Below are 17,329 nucleotides of genomic sequence, written 5' to 3'. Positions count from 1 at the left end.
TAATTGTACAAATTGCTCACTCGCTCTGCATTCTCTCAAGTTGCCGGGTTAATAGCATAGCGATCGTTGCTCTCTAGCAGTCCGCAGTCGCGCGAGTCGCCAAATCCAGGCAGGTCAGGCATGATTACTCGATGTCGCTGCGACAGCAAATCCAGGATCTCTCGATAGGGTTTAGCCGCGATCGCCCAACCATGTAAGAACACAATTGGCGTTGCACCATGATTTGTGCCCGCTTCTAGGTAGGTAATCGTGTGGACTTCGCTTGGCGAACCCATTTGGAACTTGCCAGAGCCAGCCATATTTCTAATACTGACTTGTTTTTTAACAAACTGATCTTGAGTACTAAACATAGGGGGCTAGGATAAAAAGTAATCCAACCCTACTGCAGTGGTCATTTTATGTCTTCCTTCTTAAAAGGGATTTAGGAATAAGTGAGCTAGTAGTCTGTCAAATGTATAACCTGTCCAATTTAGAATAATGGGTTTGGAAAGCGATGAGGGATGACTTCATCTTTACGACGTGCTGCCGCGCGACAGTAGGTTCGTATATCTGTGATTGGACAGTCAGCATCGAGTTCTACCTATTCCACAGGAGCGATGTGTGCTTGAAAGATTACATTTTAAGATGTGGGGCTATATGAACCATTCAGCCTAATTTACCTATATGACTGAAGCGTTAAACCCAACTTCTGAGACCCACCGCATTCTGGTCGTCGATGATAATCCAGATAACTATTTCTTGCTACAAGCTCTTTTGGAAGCCGAAGGGTATGACGTGGATGTAGCAGATAGCGGTCAAGCGGCGCTACAACATATGAAGGCTGAGCCGCCTGACTTAGTTCTGTTAGATGTCATGATGCCGGAAATGAATGGCTTTGAAGTGGTGCGGCGAATCCGGGGCAATCGTCGCCTCTCGTCGATTCCTGTTGTGTTGATAACGGCGTATGACGAATCGATGATAGAACCAGGCTGGAGATTAGGCGCAGATGATTTTCTCTGTAAACCCATTGATAACGCTGATTTGTTGCGCCGCATTCGAGTCTGCTTTCCTGCCTAGATTTCATTCAGTAATTGAAGCCGCTTACTTACCAGCTAGTCGCCCAACTTAAACAGAGGGACAATAGCTGGCAGCTTTGCACATGCTAGCTGTATTGTTGTTCAAATCTGCGGCAATTTCAACGCTGATCTCCACTAGATGTAAATAGGCGGAAATAGAGGGACTGAAAAAGTTCTTTGATTGGCAAGGCAATGTAAGTCAGTGGATTAATCGTCACAATAATATTCCGAAAATCTCGTTTTGCCAGAGCTACGATCGCCCAAGCGATCCATCTAGACGACATCACACCGTGGGGATTGAGGTCACTCTTAAACGGACCTAACACTAATTTACGAATAATGCAGGGAGCATCAAGGCGGCGGAGCGTAATTAAATCTCCCAACGTTCGCTTAGACAACTCGTAAAGCGGGCTCAGAGCAGGACTTACTTCTGCTTCCGAGGTGTTGATCCAAAGTTCTTTAAGGGCTTTGTGAGAAGATTTTGTGACGGTTTCTAGAAATAGTTCGGCTAATTTCAAAGTAGAAAACGTGTTCACTTCATATGACTTTTGTATCGCAGCGAAGGAACAATCACCATATACATTGACGCCGTGATTTAGGATTAAAATGTCAACGCCCTGCAAGCGGTTCTTTAGATCTGTCTCAGATCCTAACTGCCAGTGCATCACCTCAATTCCTGGCTTAAGCTCTGCTTGCGTATTAGTGGTCAACGCCACCACTTTTGCCCCTTGAAGCAACAGTTCTTCTGTTAATGCCTGTCCCAACGTACCCGAAGCTCCCGTGATTGCAACGACCTTCCCCTTTAAGGACAGACTGGTTCCGATTAGTTTATCCAGTAGCGTCACGTTACTACAGAAGTAGGCATTGCCCTGATCGAAATGGTGTCGCCAGTGGTAACTGCGGTTGACGCGCCAATGAGACGGAATTTCGATGAGATCACCCGGTTTGTGGGTTAGATCGGTCTGAAGCCAAAATCCTTGCGATCGCGCGATCGCAGGAATCAAAAAACTGATCGAATATAGACAACCCAGCCACATTCCATAACCTTGGCTCAGGTATGCCAATACAGCCGTTGCCCCGACCATGAACAGATCTTCTGGTACGTCGTTGTACCACTGCGCTTTCTGATAGGTTTCTAGACTCGTGATGGTTAAATCAGGGCGATAGGCTTTGTGATGCAGAGTATGGAATTTCTGTAACGGTTGCCAGTAGTGCCCTGCGAGGTGATAAAGATCTCGCACGAGATCGGCAAAGACGATGGAAACCAGTCCCAGCATCAGTTGAATCAGTAAGTGAGTCGGTAGCAAATTGAAGTCCATTGAGTTTCGGATCGTTCAGGGGGTCGGCAGATGTGGTTTTTCTGCTAATAGTTTTTCAGATCTGTCTAGATACTGCCATTAGCCTCCGGTACTTTAAAGTGTCTAACGAAAGAATGTCTAGTGGAGGAGTAAGAGTTTTGTGAGAACGTGCCACCAGACGGTGATGCTGGCGAAACTTCAGAAATATTTAATTATCTTAACAAATTGTCCCGCCAGAATAATTCTTAGATTAGGATTTCTTGGCAGGTAAGCTCTCATAACGGAAACGGTAGCGATCGCGCTCAATCAAATCGTTCGGCTACTGGGGAGGGTGAACGAGGTAAGGTAAGGTGAGCAAAACGGCGATTTTCAATTGATGATGCTTAGACAACTTGACACAGATATTTGGGTTGCTGAACAACCATTCAGATACTTTGGACTTAGCGTTGGAACGAGAATGACAGTCATTCGTTTAGCCAATCGCACTTTGGCTATTATCTCTCCAATTCAGATGGATGATGCGCTCACTCGCCAATTAGATGAAATAGGAACCGTCAGCCATATTATTGCTCCAAATCTCTATCACTATCTATTTGCAGCAAACTGCAAAGCTCTCTATCCCAAGGCAACGTTTTGGGCTGCGCCGGGTTTAGAATTTAAAAAACCAGATCTTGCTATTGATCAAACGATTAGCAAGGATGGAAATAGATTGCTGAATGAGGTCGAGTATGTAGTGTTTGATGGATTTAGAACGGTAGGTTTAACGGGTTTTGAAGCATTGAATGAATGCGTTTTTTTTCATGCTGAGAGTCACAGCGTGATATTAACAGACATCGCTTTTCATTTTGATGAACGTTTTCCGCTGATTACGCAATTTGCAACGAGAGTGCTTGGAGGATATAAAACTCTGAGTCCATCACTATTGGAACGAGTTGCTACACGAGAGAAAGAGAGGGTTAGACGGTCAGTTGAAAAAGTATTGGCGTGGAACTTTGAACGAGTGATTATGGCTCACGGCAGCATTATCGAAACTGGCGGAAAGCAAAGGTTTAGGGAGGGATATGAGCAGTTTTTAGGCCACTCAATTCAATAAAACCTGATACCCGTTTAAAGAATACTCGTTACAGATGAGCGATTAGCGCAGAGCGCAACTCCGTAGGAACCAGTAAGGGCATGGCAGTGTCGCGCCCCTGCGCGGCTCTGTCGCATTAATGAAATTGGTATTATCCCTGTCAAAGCGTTCTCCTGACATTCGGCTCCCAGTGATAGAGAACAGACGATACCTTACTCGATAAATTGAATCAGTTTCACCTGAGGCTGAGCAATGTGCTGATATTGAGTCGCTAGGGCTTCAATTGCTGCTAACTGTCCTAGCGCTAAACCACAGGGTCTGCCGTATTTTTCTCGGACGCGATCGCTCGCAATGTTCAAAGCGGTGCGCGATCTCGTAATGAAATCATCCAAGGCATAGTCATGACCGGGTGTGAAGTACTCCTTGACGATGAGCGAGGGAGAATAGCACGTCGTTTGAGACCCATCGGGTAACTCAATTTGAAACCGGATTTCAGGCATACTGGCTCAGGAGATTGTAGTAGTGGGTTAGGTGCAGTTTGGCAGAAGCTGTCCAGGTGTACTGTTCACAAATGGAACGACTTTGTTCAACAAGGCGTTGAGCAACAGACGGCTGGATCGCTGTCTTCATGCCCTGTGCGATCGCGCTAGGTGAACTAGGGTCAATCATTAAGGCTTGGTTTTTGGAGAGGAATTCGGTAAAGGGTGGTTGATCGGAGGTGATGACAGGAACACCCGATGCGATCGCTTCGAGCAATACTAGTCCCCAACCTTCTTTAACCGACGGAAATACAAAGGCATCAGCAAGTCGATACAGCGCCGATAATTCTGAATCTGGAAGCACACCCGGTAAGACCAGGGCTTGGTTGAGGTTAGCTGAGCTTGCGATCGCAAAGAAGAGATCGCGATAGTCTTGATAATCAAAAAGCGTTGCACCTCCAGCAATAATAAGTTGAGCGCTAGGATACTCCGATAGCACTTGAATAAACGCTTCTAATAAAGCAATCGAATTTTTGCGGGGTTCAATTCCCCCAACGGTTAGATAAATAGGGTTTCCAGTTAGCTCTAGTCGTTGCTTCAACGCTGATTCTAAACCATTAGCAGCAATAGAAAAACGCTGAGTATTGACGCCATTGATAACGCCAGGAGCAAAAATTTGATAGTGCTGTTGCAATGCCTTTTGCCACTGATTGCTAACGCTTAGACAAAGAGTTGCATCACGAATAGATCGATCCTGGCATTGCTGTAAGTAGAGGCTTTTGTAATCTTCAATATGATGAACTGTGCGAATAAAATGAAGGATCTTTCCTTGCGCTCTTAAGATAGCTAAAGCATTTGCACTAATGCAATCTTGGGCGTGATAGCAATCATAAATCTGATTAGAGCAACTCAAATATTCAACAAACTCTTCAATGCGCTTACTAATGAGCGCATCAACATGATTAGGAGCAGGTTTAGCAGGAATGAGTTGGACATCGCAGGAGAGGACTCGATCGAATCCTGCACCATCTTTATCGAGCGCGTAAACACACACTTGATGTCCTAACGCCTGTAATGCTTCTGCTAGTTCCAAGGTGTGAATAACGCTGCCTCTCGGTTTTGTCGAATAGGTCAATAACGCAATCTTCAGAGAGGCAGGCTTCATGACGGCATCCTCGCCGCCGAAAATCCGGTTAATGCTTGTTGGGCTAAATCCCAAAGTAGGACGGTCTGATCTTGAGCCTGTAGAAAAAGCTGCTGCGTGGGCTGAACTTCTCCAACTACTTCACAAACCAAATCTCGCTTGTGAAACTGCGCCTGAACCGTCGCTACTTTTTCAGGACGAACGCTCAACAAGAAGCCATAGCTCGGAAAGCAAAGGAGCCACTGCTCTCGCGCTAGTTCAGGAGGACAAGGAATTGCATCTAAATCAAGCATTGCCCCGCAGCCAGATGTTTCTAGCAGCATGAGCAGCGTCCCCACAATTCCGCCCATACTAATGTCTTTCCCAGCGTCGCATAGTCCCGATTCGGCCAAGAAGGGCAGAATAGCTACATCTTCTCGCAGTTGAACTGGATCAGCGTGGGTTGCGGCATTCCAGAACGGATAGGTGGGATGGGGTTTGCCTCGAAAATCGGTAGCAACCAGCAAGCGATCGCCTGGCTGAGCCTGAAAACTGGTGATCAGGTGATTCGCTCGCCCTAAAATGGCAACAGACAGGGCATTGTAAGGGCTGTGACCATTGGTGTGTCCGCCCACAATCGGAACGTTGTACGCTTGAGACGCGGCCTTCATTCCGGCAACAACAGCGTCCCTCAGGGTGGTGGATTGGCTCCAAATTGTGTCTACGATCGCCATTGGTCTTCCGCCCATCGCATAGATATCGCTGACGTTCACCATCACGGCGCTCCAGCCCGCAAACCACGGGTCGGTTTCAATCAGTGACGGCAGCATTCCTTCTGCGGCGAGCAGCAGATAGCCCATCTCATCAGGAATCGCCGCACAATCATCGCCGAGTTGAATAGTCGATGGAATGGTAGATGAATCGGCTAGGAGTGGATGCGCGATCGCTTGGATATCCTGCTTGTGCAATATTCCCACCGATTGCTGTAGTTGTGTAACCAAATCTGTGAGATTCACGACGCTTTCCATTCTGCAATTGATAATACCGGGCGCGGTTCGGCATGGGGAGGGTAGTGATTGAGATCTGCTTCCATCAAATGATGGGGCAATCCGCAAATCGTTATTTCTTCCAAAGAGTCCCAGTGCAGGCGTTGAAAAAAGCGGACGTTCTGAAGTTGCACAGTGGCTAAAAATCGTTGGCATCCCCAGGTGTTCGCCGTTGTCACCGCTTTGTAGATTAAGCCTTTACCAATTCGACCCGCTCGCCGAAAATCAGGATGAACGCCAAGTCTGCCGCCATACCAGAGTTGGGGTTCTGGTTCATAAATCCGAACGATACCTAACACCGTTGGATCAGAGGTCGCAGGTAGCGCAATGATCGGGTAAGCAATGTTATCCAGTTCATCGATATCGCTGTCTTGAAATACCCCTTGTTCTTCGACAAAAATGGAGCGACGCAGCGCAAAATAAGCCGCTATTTCGTCAGTCGCGATCGCGAGTTTAAATTGATAGGACATGGTAAGGACAAGTTAATGAGCAATCTCAAGATCCGAGCGATAAAGGTCATAGGCTTGGCCATATTCCATCACTCGGGCCACATCAGAAATCAACGATTCGTCATAGCCTGCCCGACGGAGTAGGTGAAAGCCCATCTCCATTCCAGAGGCAATGCCGCCTGCTGTGATGACGCGGCCTGTATCGACGACGCGCGATCGACTGATTTTGCAGGCAGGCGCAATTTCAGCCAAGCGATCGATGGGCACTTTACCTGCACCCGAAGCTTCCAGGCGATCGGGTTCTTTGCGATTGGTGGCCACTAATCCGTCTAGCAATCCCATCGCGCCATAAATCCAAGATCCGGTACAGACACTGGTGATGAGGCAATCAGCGGGTAGGCTCTCAATAAACGTGTGGAGGCGTTTGTTGTGCATCTCTTGACGTGTGCCAAACCCGCCTGGAATGAGAAAGGCATTCATGTAGGGCGCATCGGCAAAGCTGTAGTTGGGTAGAACCGTAAATCCGGCTTGCGTTTGCACAGGGCGCATAGCATCCGCAATCAGAAAGGCTTCTAGTTCAGGATCAAATCGACGGGCAACCGAAAAGACGCCATAGGGTGCAGCGTAATCGACGATTTCTGCATCTTTGAAGACGTAAATACCAAGGCGAAAACCAGGAGTAGTAACCATAGGACGTTAAGCAAGACGTTAGAATTCAAAACTTAAGATTCATATTCTGAAAGAGCAGAGCACGCTCCACATTTTGCACAGCCTGCTTTGATCGATTTAGACGACATTCCGTGTCGATCGAGCATTCTGCCCACCTGTTGATACAACGCTTGCATAAACGCGCTCTTAGGTGGCGGCTGATGAGCGAGAGGCGTGCCGCTAATGGGCACGAAGGGAACCACAAACGGATAAACTCCCATTGCAATCAAGCGATCGCACGCCGCCAACAAGGTATCGAGATCATCTCCTAATCCAGCTAGCAAATACGTACTGACCTGACCCCAGCCGAAGACTCGAACCGCTGCCTCAAACGCCTCAAAGTAATAGGCAACCGGAACCGTTGCTTTACCTGGCATGATCCGCGATCGCACCTCTGGATCGACCGCTTCTAAGTGCATTCCTAAGCTATCAACGCCTGCATTCTGAAGCCGCTCAAACCAGACAAACTCATCTGGAGGCTCACATTGCGCTTGGATGGGCAAATTGACACGAGCTTTGATGGCTTTGGCGCAGTCAGTTAGATAAGCAGCACCGCGATCGCGCGTGTTGGGGGTTCCAGTTGTCATGACCATGTGCTTCACACCATCCAACTTCACCGCCGCTTCTGCCACTTCTGCAAGCTGATCGGGAGTTTTGCGGGCAATTGTGCGATCGGCGTCTAAGGATTGCCCGATCGCGCAGAACTGACACGATGTAGCCGTGTCGTTATACCGCATACAAGTTTGCAAGACGGTGGTCGCTAAAACATCGCGGCTATGCAACAGCGCAATTTTCCAGTAAGGAATGCCATCTGCTGTGGCGAGGCGGTAAAAGTTGGGCTGAGTCGGAAAATCGATAGACGAGATTGTTTCTCCATTCAACTCTAAAATGGTCTGCTCTGTTGCAGCATCAAATCGGGCTGTGTAAGGAGAGTCCGCCGCTACGCTAGTGAAGATAGGAACCATCACTGTTGTATTGTCGATCGTAATCGCTTTATGATCAGACGGACCTGCTCCGCCTTTGCGTCCAGATGCTCCCGTCTCATGTTCAATTAACTTTAATCCATGAGATTGAATATCTGTAATCAGGTGTTGTTTATTCATGAATTTGAGCCATTAGCATGAGTTTAGCTAGATCATTTCTAAGAGCGATTTACTTTTGCAGAATAGATATTAATAAAGTTCTAAATGATGGTAATCGTGAAAGCATCACGATTGATTTAGAATTGCCATAGATGGAAAATCATTTAGGTCTATTGGTTTATCTACTGTTTCTATACTCAGATTCGTTACTGTTCTAGATTCCGTATTCATCTGCAATTGCAAAAGATCCGGGCGAGCGTAGTGACCAACCGAATCCATCATGCGTTTACGCTTTGTGATTAAAGAAAAGTCGAGATCTGCGATCGCAATCCCTTCTCCTTCGGTAATCGGTGAACACAGATGATTGCCTTCAGGACTGACGATCGTTGTATGACACCCTCCGGTCAGTACTCGTTGCAGGTTCTCGTCGGTGGTAATCTGTTCGATTTGCTCTGGTGCTAACCAGCCTGTGGAATTCACGACAAAACAGCCTGACTCCAAGGCATGATGGCGAATGGTCACTTCTAACTGATCGGCAAAGATTTGCCCGACCATTGATCCCGGAAACTGAGAGCAATGAATCTGCTCATGCTGTGCCATGAGCGCAAATCGAGCGAGCGGATTGTAATGCTCCCAGCACGCCAGCGCACCCAGCCTTCCCACTGCTGTATCTACAACCGTGAGACCAGACCCGTCTCCCTGTCCCCACACCATACGTTCGTGGTAGGTCGGCGTAATTTTGCGTCGTTTTAGCACTAACGAACCGTCTGCATCGAAAATCAGTTGGGTGTTGTAGAGCGATCCGCGATCGCGCTCATTCACACCCAAAACGACAACAATACTATGCGATCGCGCTGCCCTACTTACTGCATCAGTCACAGGACTCGGCACTTCTACCGCCTCTTTGTACAGCCGCAAATGCTCTTTGCCCATGAACACCGGAGGCTGAATAAATGAAAAGTAGGGATAGTAGGGAACAAAGGTTTCTGGAAAGACGATTAGCTGTGCGCCTTGTTGGGCCGCCGATGCGATCGCAGTTAGTACTTTTTCGATTGTGCCGTCCCGACTAAATAAGACAGGACTAATTTGAACAGCGGCGGCACGAATGGTGCGTGAGTAATCCACGATGTCCTCCGGTTTCGGTTAGAGCATTGCCGCGAAGCGCAGGGCGCAACTCCACTAAGAACTGCAACTACGCGGACAGCTATTGGAATCTTGGTGGCAGTGGATGCGATCGCGGATGTAGCAGATTAGTTCTGAATACGGCTTGGTCATCTGCTACATCTGTTAAAAAGCACATCTGTTAAAAAGCCGTTGCCAATGCGCCAGTCCTACCGCTCTTACAGCGTCCAAGTATCGAGAATAAATGCGCCATCCTTGCGGTGCATCAACACCAAGTCCAACACATCTAAGGGACTAATCGGACGAATTCCTGGAATCAGCGACGGTTCGCCGTGTCCGTACAGGGCTTGAAGCGCAAAGCGACACGCATAAACATTGCCGCCTTCTGAGATGAACTTACTAATTTGATTTGCAAAGTTTTGATGCCCCGGAAAGGCTTCGTCACCGAGCTTTGGAAATCCGCGTTGTACTCCTAGCGTCACACCCGGACCGTACAACAGCATTGACGTTTCAAATCCTTTACGCAGCAATCGCAATGATTGCAACATGTTCACTAACCCGATCGATCCTTCAAATGCAACAGTGTGAAACGTGACCAATGCTTTTTCACCCGGTTCGGCTTTGACATCAGGAAAAACTTTCTCTTCGTAATCAACAAAGAAGTCTCCAGTCTGATGGGCGGGCGCTGTTACTTCAGGCATGATTTTCTCCTGATTGAGTTGTGCTGCCAGCGTAAGTGCTGACCAAAGGAAGGGTTTGTGTCTTTCATTACAAAAGTTGCAGGTCTAATCATAGAAACAGGGAGTGCGATCGCGCCAGCTTCAAACCCTCCCTCACGCGGTTAGACCCCTATCGAAATCGACAGGGTATCGACCACTATGATCCGAGCAAAAACTCATTCACAACGCTCCAAGCGTTAGAAGGAGAGACTTTCTTTCTCGCAACAATGTAATCTGCGAGATAACTCGCATCGCGAGCGATGCCTGAAAATCTTCCTGATCCCCAGGTGTAGAGCCACGGTAATCCCAAAAAGTACAGTCCTCGCACGCTGGTCACGCCTCGCTCATGCCCTGGATAGCCTTTGCCATCAAAAACCGGAATATCGATCCACTTAAAGTCAGAGCGATAGCCAGTGCACCAAATGACAGCACCAATCGTAGTGTAATCGAGTTCCAGAGTCTCTTCTGGTTGCCAGACGGGGCAATAGGGAGGCTCTACAGGGGCTTCAATTTGATGCTTCTCAATGAATTGATCAATGGTCTTCTTAATGCTTTCAGAAACGGCGTCCGCTTGATCTAAGTTTTGCTGGAGGTCATTGCGAAATTCGAGTGTGCCACTCTGTTCATCTTTGACGTGAACATCTTTAATGCGACCATACAGTTTCATGCCTTCTAGGGCGAACTGTCGCAAGTCAATTTCTCGCCCACCATCGCGACCTGTTACATAATGATTTGCTTTGGTTCTGACATTCTCTTTTTGGGGATGATCATCAACGGATAGATCGTAATATCCCATCTGATCAAGCCAATCGACGACATCTTTACCCCGGTAACGGCGAGGCGATCGCGGTGCGCCTCCAACACACAAATGAACTTGTTTCCCTGCTAAATGCAAATCTTCTGCAATTTGACATCCCGATTGTCCGGTTCCCACAACTAATACATCTTGAGCGGGTAACAACTCTGGAGTTTTGTATTCCGACGAATGTAACTGCATCACGGTTTTAGGCAGCCGTTCTGCAAGTCTTGGAATGTTGGGCAGATGATAACTGCCTGCCGCAATGACGACCTGATCAGCCGTGTAGTCTCCGATCGATGTTGCGACTTCAAATACATCTTCATTTCTGCTTTTGCAGACTTTCAACACTTCAACTTTTTCTTCGACTGGCGGATCAAACGATGCAGCATAGTTTTCGATATAGGTGACAATTTCATCTTTTTTCATAAATCCGTGCGGGTCTTTCCCTGGATAGGCATAGCCTGGTAACTGACATTGCCAATTTGGAGTGACAAGACAAAACGAATCCCAGCGTTTTGACCGCCATGCATACCCGATTCGATTCTTCTCGAAAATGATGTGCTGGATGCCTCTTTCTTTTAAGCAGTAGCTGATCGATAGCCCCGCTTGACCGCCACCGACAATGATGACCGGATAATGTTTTGCCATTCGCTATCTCGCTTTGTTGTGCAGAGTATGGTGTAAGCGTATGTGTTAGATCAAACTGATTTTTGTGTTGATTACTACGAAAACTTTAAGTCTAACGATAAGACTAGGAGGAGTCTGTTTGAGGAATATGGGAACGAGCCTGAGTTATGGGCGGTGATGCAAGAGTAACTGCAATGTTATCGATGGCGTACTTCAACCATTTTTGGCATTCTGATTGACTCAAATTGCCAAGCCAAGCAATTTCATCTAGATTTCATCTTTGGTAAGTACAATCTTCAGGTAGAACTCAAGCAAGGTTTGACATAACTTTGTCTTAGTCTTACACCTTTTTCAAGCCTGTAATTCCATCTGGAAGTTATAGGCTTTTTTTACGACAAATGGCGCATTTGCTGAAGTGGAAGGCGAACTGTAAAGGTGCTGCCTTTGCCCAATTGACTTTGAACTTGAAGACTGCCGTGGTGAGCTTTGACAATCGCTCGCGCGATCGCTAACCCCAGCCCTGCGCCCCCAGTTTTACGGGAGCGATCGCGATTCACTCGGTAAAACCGATCAAAAATGCGAGCCTGATCACTCGGCGCAATCCCAACACCGATATCCCGAATCTGAATTAGCGCACTGTAATCTTCTTTCAGCAATTGCACCGTAACTAATCCTTTAGGCATGGAATACTGAATTGCGTTGATCATCAAATTTGTAAATAATTGGTAAAGCTGCTCTTCATCACCAACCACGTAAAGTAGCGACTGAGATTTGAATTCTATTACTAATGAAACTTGAGCCGTAACTGCCAACGCTGATAATTCTTCGGCTAGATCGTTAAGCAATTCATTTAGGCAACAAGTTTGCTGCTTCATCGGCAACACTTTAAGATCCATTCGCGATAGCATCATTAAGTCGTGGACAAGCTGAGAAAGCCTTTGATTTTGACGTTCAATGGTTTGTAAAGTCGTCCGAGCTTCGGGTAGGGTTAAATCTTCTACCTCCAAGGTAGATTCAACCGTCGCTTGAACGGCGGCAAGGGGAGTTCTAAGTTCGTGCGCTGCATCTGCTGTAAATTGCTGGACTTGTTGATAAGAATTATAGATGGGCTGCATTGCGAGTCCGGCTAACCACCAACTTGCGCCTCCAACTAATAGCATCGCGATCGGTAATCCGAGTAGCAAAAACACCTTAAGCGACTCTAAATGATTGTCATAATCGGAGAGTGATCGTCCCACTTGCAGATAGCCCCACGGTTGTCCAGTTGCTGTTTTAAGCAACAATGAGAATTGATGATAGCGTTGCCCTTGTGAATCGCTGACTGTTTGCCAAGTCTCGCCTTGGGGCGCAATAGTTGTTTGTGGTGGTGTATTCACAGTTGCTAACAGCCGCGACGCCAAATCGACAAACTGCACATAGTAAGAGTCCTGTTTACCGACACCTAATACATGAATATGCGAGGTTTGAACCGGGGTTTGACAAGGCACATTGCCCATGCAAAGTCCGGGTAGAATTTGCTTTACTCTCGAATCAAGTTGTCCTGGCTGCTGTAGCACAGGCTCAAGGCTGTCGTGCAGAGTGCCAGCCAGAGTTTGGATTTCGCTATCGATCGCGCTGAAATGACTCTGCGCTAAATGCGAGTAGACCGCTACTCCAAAAACGCTCAAAATCAATCCCATCACACCTGCGTACCAAGCAGCGAGCTTCAGACGCGTCCGGTTAAACAGTCGGTTCTGACGCATAATTTTCAGGTAGCAATATTCAAACGATAACCTAGTCCGTAAACTGTCTCAATCGCGTTATTGATTCCTTGCTCAGAAAGTTTACGACGCAGTAATCGAATGTGAGCAGCGACGACGTTACTTGCAGAGTCTGAGTTGACAGTCCAAAGTTGATTGCGAATTTGCTCAGTACTGACGATCTGATTGGCGTGCTTCATCAAATATTCCAGTAACTGAAATTCCTTTGCGGTTAGCAGAATTTTAATGGCTGACTCCTGCGATCGCAGACTAGACGAACTGTACTCAAGCATGAGCGAACCAACCTGTAGATTTTGAGGTTGAAGTTGCGGCGATCGACGCTGCAACGCTCGGATGCGAGCAAGGAGTTCTGGCATCCCGAACGGCTTGATGAGATAATCATCGGCTCCCGCATCCAATCCAGTAACCCGATCGTTCATACTATCTCGTGCGGTCAGCATCAAGACTGGAATAGTGCTTTGTCTCGCTCGTAACCGCTGGCAGAGTTCAATTCCAGATAGCCCAGGCAGCATCCAATCAATCACGGCTAGTGTGTATTGAGTATGCGACTGAGTAAGGTAAGCCCAAGCCTCATTGCCGTCTTGCGTCCAATCGACAATGTAGCGATCGCGCGTTAACTTTTTCTCGATCGCAGCACCCAAATCTGGTTCATCCTCTACAAGCAGAATCCGCATTCTAGCTTCCTTTACTGATACGTTTGAATCCGTGCTGTTCCGAGAGGAATCTCTTGATTCATTCCGTCACTTCTACCATAGATCGGGAATAGCCAAGTGCGACCAAGCAGGTCTGAAGTTCTTACGCCATTGAGATCGATTTCGAGCATTGTTCCCACAGCAACAGGTTGAGCGAATGCGATCGTCACTTCTTTTCCATTAAATGAGCGATTTGCTTTGATGAGTTGTCCCGTTGCATCAGAGACCGCAATTTGACCCATCCGAATCTTTCCGGGTGCATTTTCAGGCACAATCAAGCGAATTTCTGAGAGTGAAGATCTGCCAACTTGAATGCCAACATGATAAGTTGCACTTGTAACTTTAGCTTGATTGGGATAGGCGGCACTGTGAATAACAGCACTTGCTTTAGAGAATGGTGCTTGTGCAAATGCAGAAAGAACCGTAGAAGTAAATACTGTGGTTAATACAGTTATGTATATGAAGCGTCGCATGTGTGTTCTCCTAGCAGTCAGAGGAACGTCAATATTCCCTGCTGTTAGCATGGCGCTTGAAAATGAAATTAGAATGAAATCATTGGATGTGATTGTAAAGAAAATTACTTTTTCCAAAGAAAACGCCTGAAATCTCGTGCTTGAGGAGAATTCAGGCTGACTTACTTAAGGTGTCACCCAACCACTTAGGGACTTGAAGCAGTTAGTTTTACTAAGATTCGATGTTGCACTGGAGTTTCTATCAGAAACTGCCTCAAACCCCGATGGCTGTGTATCAGAACTATTCCGAGAAAATCGCCCGCAAACCTAGGAACAGTTTCGCTTACAAATTTTCGGATACATCTATTGATTTGGATAAGGTGGAAGGGACTGCGCGACCCAGCCATTTAAGATGGCTTGGTAAATGGCTTGATAGCGAGTTCGCACTTTTAGCTTGGCCAGGACATTGTTCATGTGAAACTTGACGGTGCTTTCGCTGATGATCAGCCGATTGGCAATGTCGCGATCGCGCAATCCTTGCACTAATAGCGCCATAATTTCCTGTTCTCGATCAGACAGCTTCTGCGGTTGCGGCTCGATGCCCCACTCTTCACCCCGTATCACCGTTGCGATCGCATCCTGCAATTGCTCCGGGCTAATCGATAACTCCAGCTTGGCTTTGGCCTGTTTAGGAGCGGCTTGCTCAGCAGCATTAATCCACAGGATGGGACTGTTAGTTGCTTGGACATGGGTGAGATCGTCTGTGATGACTGGAATCGAGCGATCGTCGGATAGGCAAACGGTGAGTCCTGCGAGAGAAGCTAAATGAGTAAATGCGAGTTGCAAAATTGAGGATCGACACGCAATTCGTAAGCGTGAGCCTAATCGACAGTTTGGATACGGCACATTCAGTAACACTTGAACCATGCCTTGATTGTCGCTGGTGTGAATTTGAAGGTCGCCGCCAAGACACGAGGCTGTAAGCACCAGTTCGCTAAAGTTAGCAATCTGATCTTCGGGCTGTTGATCGCCTGTGGAAACCATTGCCTCTAGCGAAATTTGCTCGGTTCCATAATTTAATCGACAGTAGACGCACGGCAGTTGACTGAGGATCTCCGCCGATCGCAGAAACAGACAAGTCAAAGAAGTTGTCAACGGTCGCTCTGTGCCGAGTAAGACCAAACGAGTATTGTGCAGCAGAGTTGCTAACTGCTCTGACAGAGGCGCAGCCGCAGACGAAGGAGATGACACTTGCCAGAGTTGCTTTTCTTGCTGATGTTGCAGTGCCGTCTCTAACGCAACTGTCACCGTGGTACATAGCCCCTGTAGAATCTCTAGAAACTCTGGCTCCATCGCTTGCTGACTAAAGACCGCTAACACGCCCACCACTTTTCCAGCAGCGGTGAGCGGATACCCTGCAAATCCTCGAATGTTGTGCGCGATCGCCCAGTCTCGATCTTTAACCCATGTCTCTTCGGCTAAATGGTTACTGAGAAACGGAATGCAGTGCTGAGCAATTTTACCAACTTTGAAGGCTCCCATTGGCACGCGGGCAAATGATCCATCAAGGCGCGTGTACATGCCTGACGAGGCTACGAGCCGCAGCATTTTAAAATCAGGTTCTACAATCCAAATCCGGGCAAAGGCACAGCCAAACTTCTGAACCAATCCTTCTGTGACTCGATGCGCGATTGCCTCTGGTTCTAAACAGCCACTCAAACTTTGGGCAATGTCATTGCCTTGCTGTAACCCGAATAAAAGTCGAGTCGAATCTAGAAAGTCAGTAGCTAGCTCAGACATGAGCAATGTCCCATAAGGTCGCATGATCAGGTCATAGTGTATTGAGGCGTAGTTACCTGTTTCTCTCTGTATATTAAGATACACAAAAGCTGTTCCTTGTTCCATTGAGAGAGGAATCTTGCCGCTGCTTGGATGACTTAGCCCTTTTCAGTCACTCTAAGCAGAAGAAAAGGGGAGATTGTACAAGTTCAGTTCGTGTATAACCGGACAATAGAACTGATCCATCTGCTCAATCAGTTGAGCCAATCCTGTGGACAATTAAGGCATCGGCAATATCGTCAACCAAGGTTGCAACTAGGTTGGCGCTGATTAACGGTTGAACAATTAAGCGGAGATTGTTGAGCAGTCCAGCCCCGTTGGTTGTCCCACCAAGGATGTTGAGCAAAGTGACGATACAACAATGGACAAGCGTCATTAAACTGGTCAGCAACCACACTCACCATCAGAAAGGCACTCATCACCATCTCCCACCACTTTTCAATTTGCTCATAGCTAGTCATGCGGAAGTCTGCCCAACCGAGCGCATCTTTGGCTTGCTTGAGACCATATTCAATCCAGGTTCTAAACCCATACTGGTTGCCAATTTCGCTCAAAGCAATCGCAGGCGCACAGACCATGACAAACGAAGTGGAATTGTCCGGTAAGGTTTGTGGGTCTGTTGTCAGCAACCAGTACTGCTTACGACGGCGCTTCCCATAAATTACCTCTGCCATGTAGCGCACTTCAGTGGTGCCATTGATAAAGGTGCGTTTGAACTCCTGCCAAGGCTCTTGGTAAACCTCCTCCTCTTGGGGTAACCAGCGTCCACGGTCGCTGCGAATCGCCAGGATGTAGGGCAACTTTAACTCGTCGAGGACATTGACGAAATTGACTTTGCTTTCACCGTACAAGCTATCTGCCAATACCAGTTCAAATTGAAATCCCATCGCTTGCAATTGCTGAATCATTTTGGCAGCAATTTGCGGTTTGCTTTGATATTCATCGCCCTGCTGGCAGGGCTGTTTCATTGTAGTAGGGGAAAAACCTTGTCCAACTGATTGGCGAAC

The 17,329-nt window shown here is 47.4% G+C and carries 17 protein-coding genes and 1 pseudogene; 2 read left to right on the top strand and 16 right to left on the bottom strand.

What is annotated here, in order from left to right; genetic code table 11:
- Positions 1 to 35 precede the first annotated feature (35 nt).
- Positions 36 to 350 carry an alpha/beta fold hydrolase gene (locus AC5JLB_RS04960; protein ID WP_495872742.1) on the bottom strand — a complete coding sequence of 105 codons (315 nt, stop codon included), beginning with the start codon at positions 348 to 350 and terminating at the stop codon, positions 36 to 38.
- Positions 351 to 663: 313 nt separating this feature from the next.
- Between AC5JLB_RS04960 and AC5JLB_RS04955 the strand changes: the two genes are divergently transcribed.
- The gene (locus AC5JLB_RS04955) at positions 664 to 1,056 is read left to right on the top strand and encodes a response regulator (RefSeq protein ID WP_495872741.1); all 393 of its coding nucleotides are present in this window, start codon (positions 664 to 666) and stop codon (positions 1,054 to 1,056) included.
- A gap of 118 nt (positions 1,057 to 1,174) precedes the next feature.
- Here the strand turns inward: AC5JLB_RS04955 and AC5JLB_RS04950 are convergent, their stop codons facing one another.
- Complete coding sequence (locus AC5JLB_RS04950; RefSeq protein WP_495872740.1) at positions 1,175 to 2,374, bottom strand: bifunctional sterol desaturase/short chain dehydrogenase; 1,200 nt, start codon at positions 2,372 to 2,374, stop codon at positions 1,175 to 1,177.
- Between the two features lie 355 nt (positions 2,375 to 2,729).
- On the opposite strand from AC5JLB_RS04950, the gene AC5JLB_RS04945 reads away from it, so the two are divergent.
- A complete protein-coding gene (locus AC5JLB_RS04945; RefSeq protein WP_495872739.1) occupies positions 2,730 to 3,446 on the top strand; it encodes a DUF4336 domain-containing protein in 717 nt (238 codons plus the stop codon).
- 191 nt (positions 3,447 to 3,637) lie between these two features.
- Here AC5JLB_RS04945 and AC5JLB_RS04940 read toward each other — a convergent pair whose 3' ends face one another.
- The 14 genes and pseudogenes from AC5JLB_RS04940 to AC5JLB_RS04875 form a co-directional block, all read right to left on the bottom strand.
- Complete coding sequence (locus AC5JLB_RS04940; protein WP_495872738.1) at positions 3,638 to 3,925, bottom strand: MSMEG_0570 family nitrogen starvation response protein; 288 nt, start codon at positions 3,923 to 3,925, stop codon at positions 3,638 to 3,640.
- Entirely contained in the window at positions 3,918 to 5,069 is a 1,152-nt protein-coding gene (locus AC5JLB_RS04935) for an MSMEG_0565 family glycosyltransferase (RefSeq protein WP_495872737.1), read from the bottom strand. The genes AC5JLB_RS04940 and AC5JLB_RS04935 overlap by 8 nt, the downstream gene beginning before the upstream one ends.
- Positions 5,066 to 6,043 (bottom strand): sll0787 family AIR synthase-like protein, encoded by a 978-nt coding sequence (locus AC5JLB_RS04930; RefSeq protein ID WP_495872736.1) that lies wholly within the window; start codon positions 6,041 to 6,043, stop codon positions 5,066 to 5,068. The genes AC5JLB_RS04935 and AC5JLB_RS04930 overlap by 4 nt, the downstream gene beginning before the upstream one ends.
- Positions 6,040 to 6,543: an MSMEG_0567/Sll0786 family nitrogen starvation N-acetyltransferase gene (locus AC5JLB_RS04925; RefSeq protein WP_495872735.1), complete on the bottom strand. Its 504-nt coding sequence runs from the start codon at positions 6,541 to 6,543 to the stop codon at positions 6,040 to 6,042. The genes AC5JLB_RS04930 and AC5JLB_RS04925 overlap by 4 nt, the downstream gene beginning before the upstream one ends.
- A 12-nt stretch (positions 6,544 to 6,555) precedes the next feature.
- On the bottom strand, positions 6,556 to 7,212 hold the full coding sequence (locus tag AC5JLB_RS04920; RefSeq protein WP_495872734.1) for a DJ-1/PfpI family protein: 657 nt from the start codon (positions 7,210 to 7,212) through the stop codon (positions 6,556 to 6,558).
- Positions 7,213 to 7,244: 32 nt separating this feature from the next.
- Entirely contained in the window at positions 7,245 to 8,333 is a 1,089-nt protein-coding gene (locus AC5JLB_RS04915; RefSeq protein WP_495872733.1) for an MSMEG_0568 family radical SAM protein, read from the bottom strand.
- Between the two features lie 105 nt (positions 8,334 to 8,438).
- Positions 8,439 to 9,437 carry a Nit6803 family nitrilase gene (locus tag AC5JLB_RS04910; RefSeq protein ID WP_495872732.1) on the bottom strand — a complete coding sequence of 333 codons (999 nt, stop codon included), beginning with the start codon at positions 9,435 to 9,437 and terminating at the stop codon, positions 8,439 to 8,441.
- A 215-nt stretch (positions 9,438 to 9,652) separates the two neighbouring features.
- Positions 9,653 to 10,135, bottom strand: a complete 483-nt coding sequence (locus tag AC5JLB_RS04905; protein WP_495872731.1) for an MSMEG_0572/Sll0783 family nitrogen starvation response protein — start codon at positions 10,133 to 10,135, stop codon at positions 9,653 to 9,655.
- A gap of 175 nt (positions 10,136 to 10,310) precedes the next feature.
- Positions 10,311 to 11,600 (bottom strand): MSMEG_0569 family flavin-dependent oxidoreductase, encoded by a 1,290-nt coding sequence (locus AC5JLB_RS04900; RefSeq protein ID WP_495872730.1) that lies wholly within the window; start codon positions 11,598 to 11,600, stop codon positions 10,311 to 10,313.
- A gap of 368 nt (positions 11,601 to 11,968) precedes the next feature.
- The gene (rppB, locus tag AC5JLB_RS04895; RefSeq protein ID WP_495872729.1) at positions 11,969 to 13,321 is read right to left on the bottom strand and encodes a two-component system sensor histidine kinase RppB; all 1,353 of its coding nucleotides are present in this window, start codon (positions 13,319 to 13,321) and stop codon (positions 11,969 to 11,971) included.
- A gap of 5 nt (positions 13,322 to 13,326) precedes the next feature.
- Positions 13,327 to 14,013 carry a two-component system response regulator RppA gene (rppA, locus tag AC5JLB_RS04890; protein WP_495872728.1) on the bottom strand — a complete coding sequence of 229 codons (687 nt, stop codon included), beginning with the start codon at positions 14,011 to 14,013 and terminating at the stop codon, positions 13,327 to 13,329.
- Between the two features lie 11 nt (positions 14,014 to 14,024).
- A complete protein-coding gene (locus AC5JLB_RS04885; protein ID WP_495872727.1) occupies positions 14,025 to 14,504 on the bottom strand; it encodes a DUF2808 domain-containing protein in 480 nt (159 codons plus the stop codon).
- 342 nt (positions 14,505 to 14,846) lie between these two features.
- Positions 14,847 to 16,283, bottom strand: coding sequence for a LuxR C-terminal-related transcriptional regulator (locus AC5JLB_RS04880; RefSeq protein ID WP_495872726.1), 1,437 nt, complete (start codon positions 16,281 to 16,283; stop codon positions 14,847 to 14,849).
- Positions 16,284 to 16,439: 156 nt separating this feature from the next.
- A pseudogene (locus AC5JLB_RS04875) lies at positions 16,440 to 17,329 on the bottom strand (transposase); the annotation flags it as partial.

This window comes from Myxacorys chilensis, from assembly GCF_059505265.1.
This window is presented reverse-complemented; position numbering and strand designations above follow the sequence as displayed.

Bases quoted from the DNA above. Each gene is read 5' to 3' on its own strand.
- AC5JLB_RS04960 (WP_495872742.1), bottom strand. From the start codon at position 350: ATGTTTAGTACTCAAGATCAGTTTGTTAAAAAACAAGTCAGTATTAGA.
- AC5JLB_RS04955 (WP_495872741.1), top strand. From the start codon at position 664: ATGACTGAAGCGTTAAACCCAACTTCTGAGACCCACCGCATTCTGGTC.
- AC5JLB_RS04950 (WP_495872740.1), bottom strand. From the start codon at position 2,374: ATGGACTTCAATTTGCTACCGACTCACTTACTGATTCAACTGATGCTG.
- AC5JLB_RS04945 (WP_495872739.1), top strand. From the start codon at position 2,730: ATGATGCTTAGACAACTTGACACAGATATTTGGGTTGCTGAACAACCA.
- AC5JLB_RS04940 (WP_495872738.1), bottom strand. From the start codon at position 3,925: ATGCCTGAAATCCGGTTTCAAATTGAGTTACCCGATGGGTCTCAAACG.
- AC5JLB_RS04935 (WP_495872737.1), bottom strand. From the start codon at position 5,069: ATGAAGCCTGCCTCTCTGAAGATTGCGTTATTGACCTATTCGACAAAA.
- AC5JLB_RS04925 (WP_495872735.1), bottom strand. From the start codon at position 6,543: ATGTCCTATCAATTTAAACTCGCGATCGCGACTGACGAAATAGCGGCT.
- AC5JLB_RS04920 (WP_495872734.1), bottom strand. From the start codon at position 7,212: ATGGTTACTACTCCTGGTTTTCGCCTTGGTATTTACGTCTTCAAAGAT.
- AC5JLB_RS04915 (WP_495872733.1), bottom strand. From the start codon at position 8,333: ATGAATAAACAACACCTGATTACAGATATTCAATCTCATGGATTAAAG.
- AC5JLB_RS04905 (WP_495872731.1), bottom strand. From the start codon at position 10,135: ATGCCTGAAGTAACAGCGCCCGCCCATCAGACTGGAGACTTCTTTGTT.
- AC5JLB_RS04900 (WP_495872730.1), bottom strand. From the start codon at position 11,600: ATGGCAAAACATTATCCGGTCATCATTGTCGGTGGCGGTCAAGCGGGG.
- rppB (WP_495872729.1), bottom strand. From the start codon at position 13,321: ATGCGTCAGAACCGACTGTTTAACCGGACGCGTCTGAAGCTCGCTGCT.
- rppA (WP_495872728.1), bottom strand. From the start codon at position 14,013: ATGCGGATTCTGCTTGTAGAGGATGAACCAGATTTGGGTGCTGCGATC.
- AC5JLB_RS04885 (WP_495872727.1), bottom strand. From the start codon at position 14,504: ATGCGACGCTTCATATACATAACTGTATTAACCACAGTATTTACTTCT.
- AC5JLB_RS04880 (WP_495872726.1), bottom strand. From the start codon at position 16,283: ATGTCTGAGCTAGCTACTGACTTTCTAGATTCGACTCGACTTTTATTC.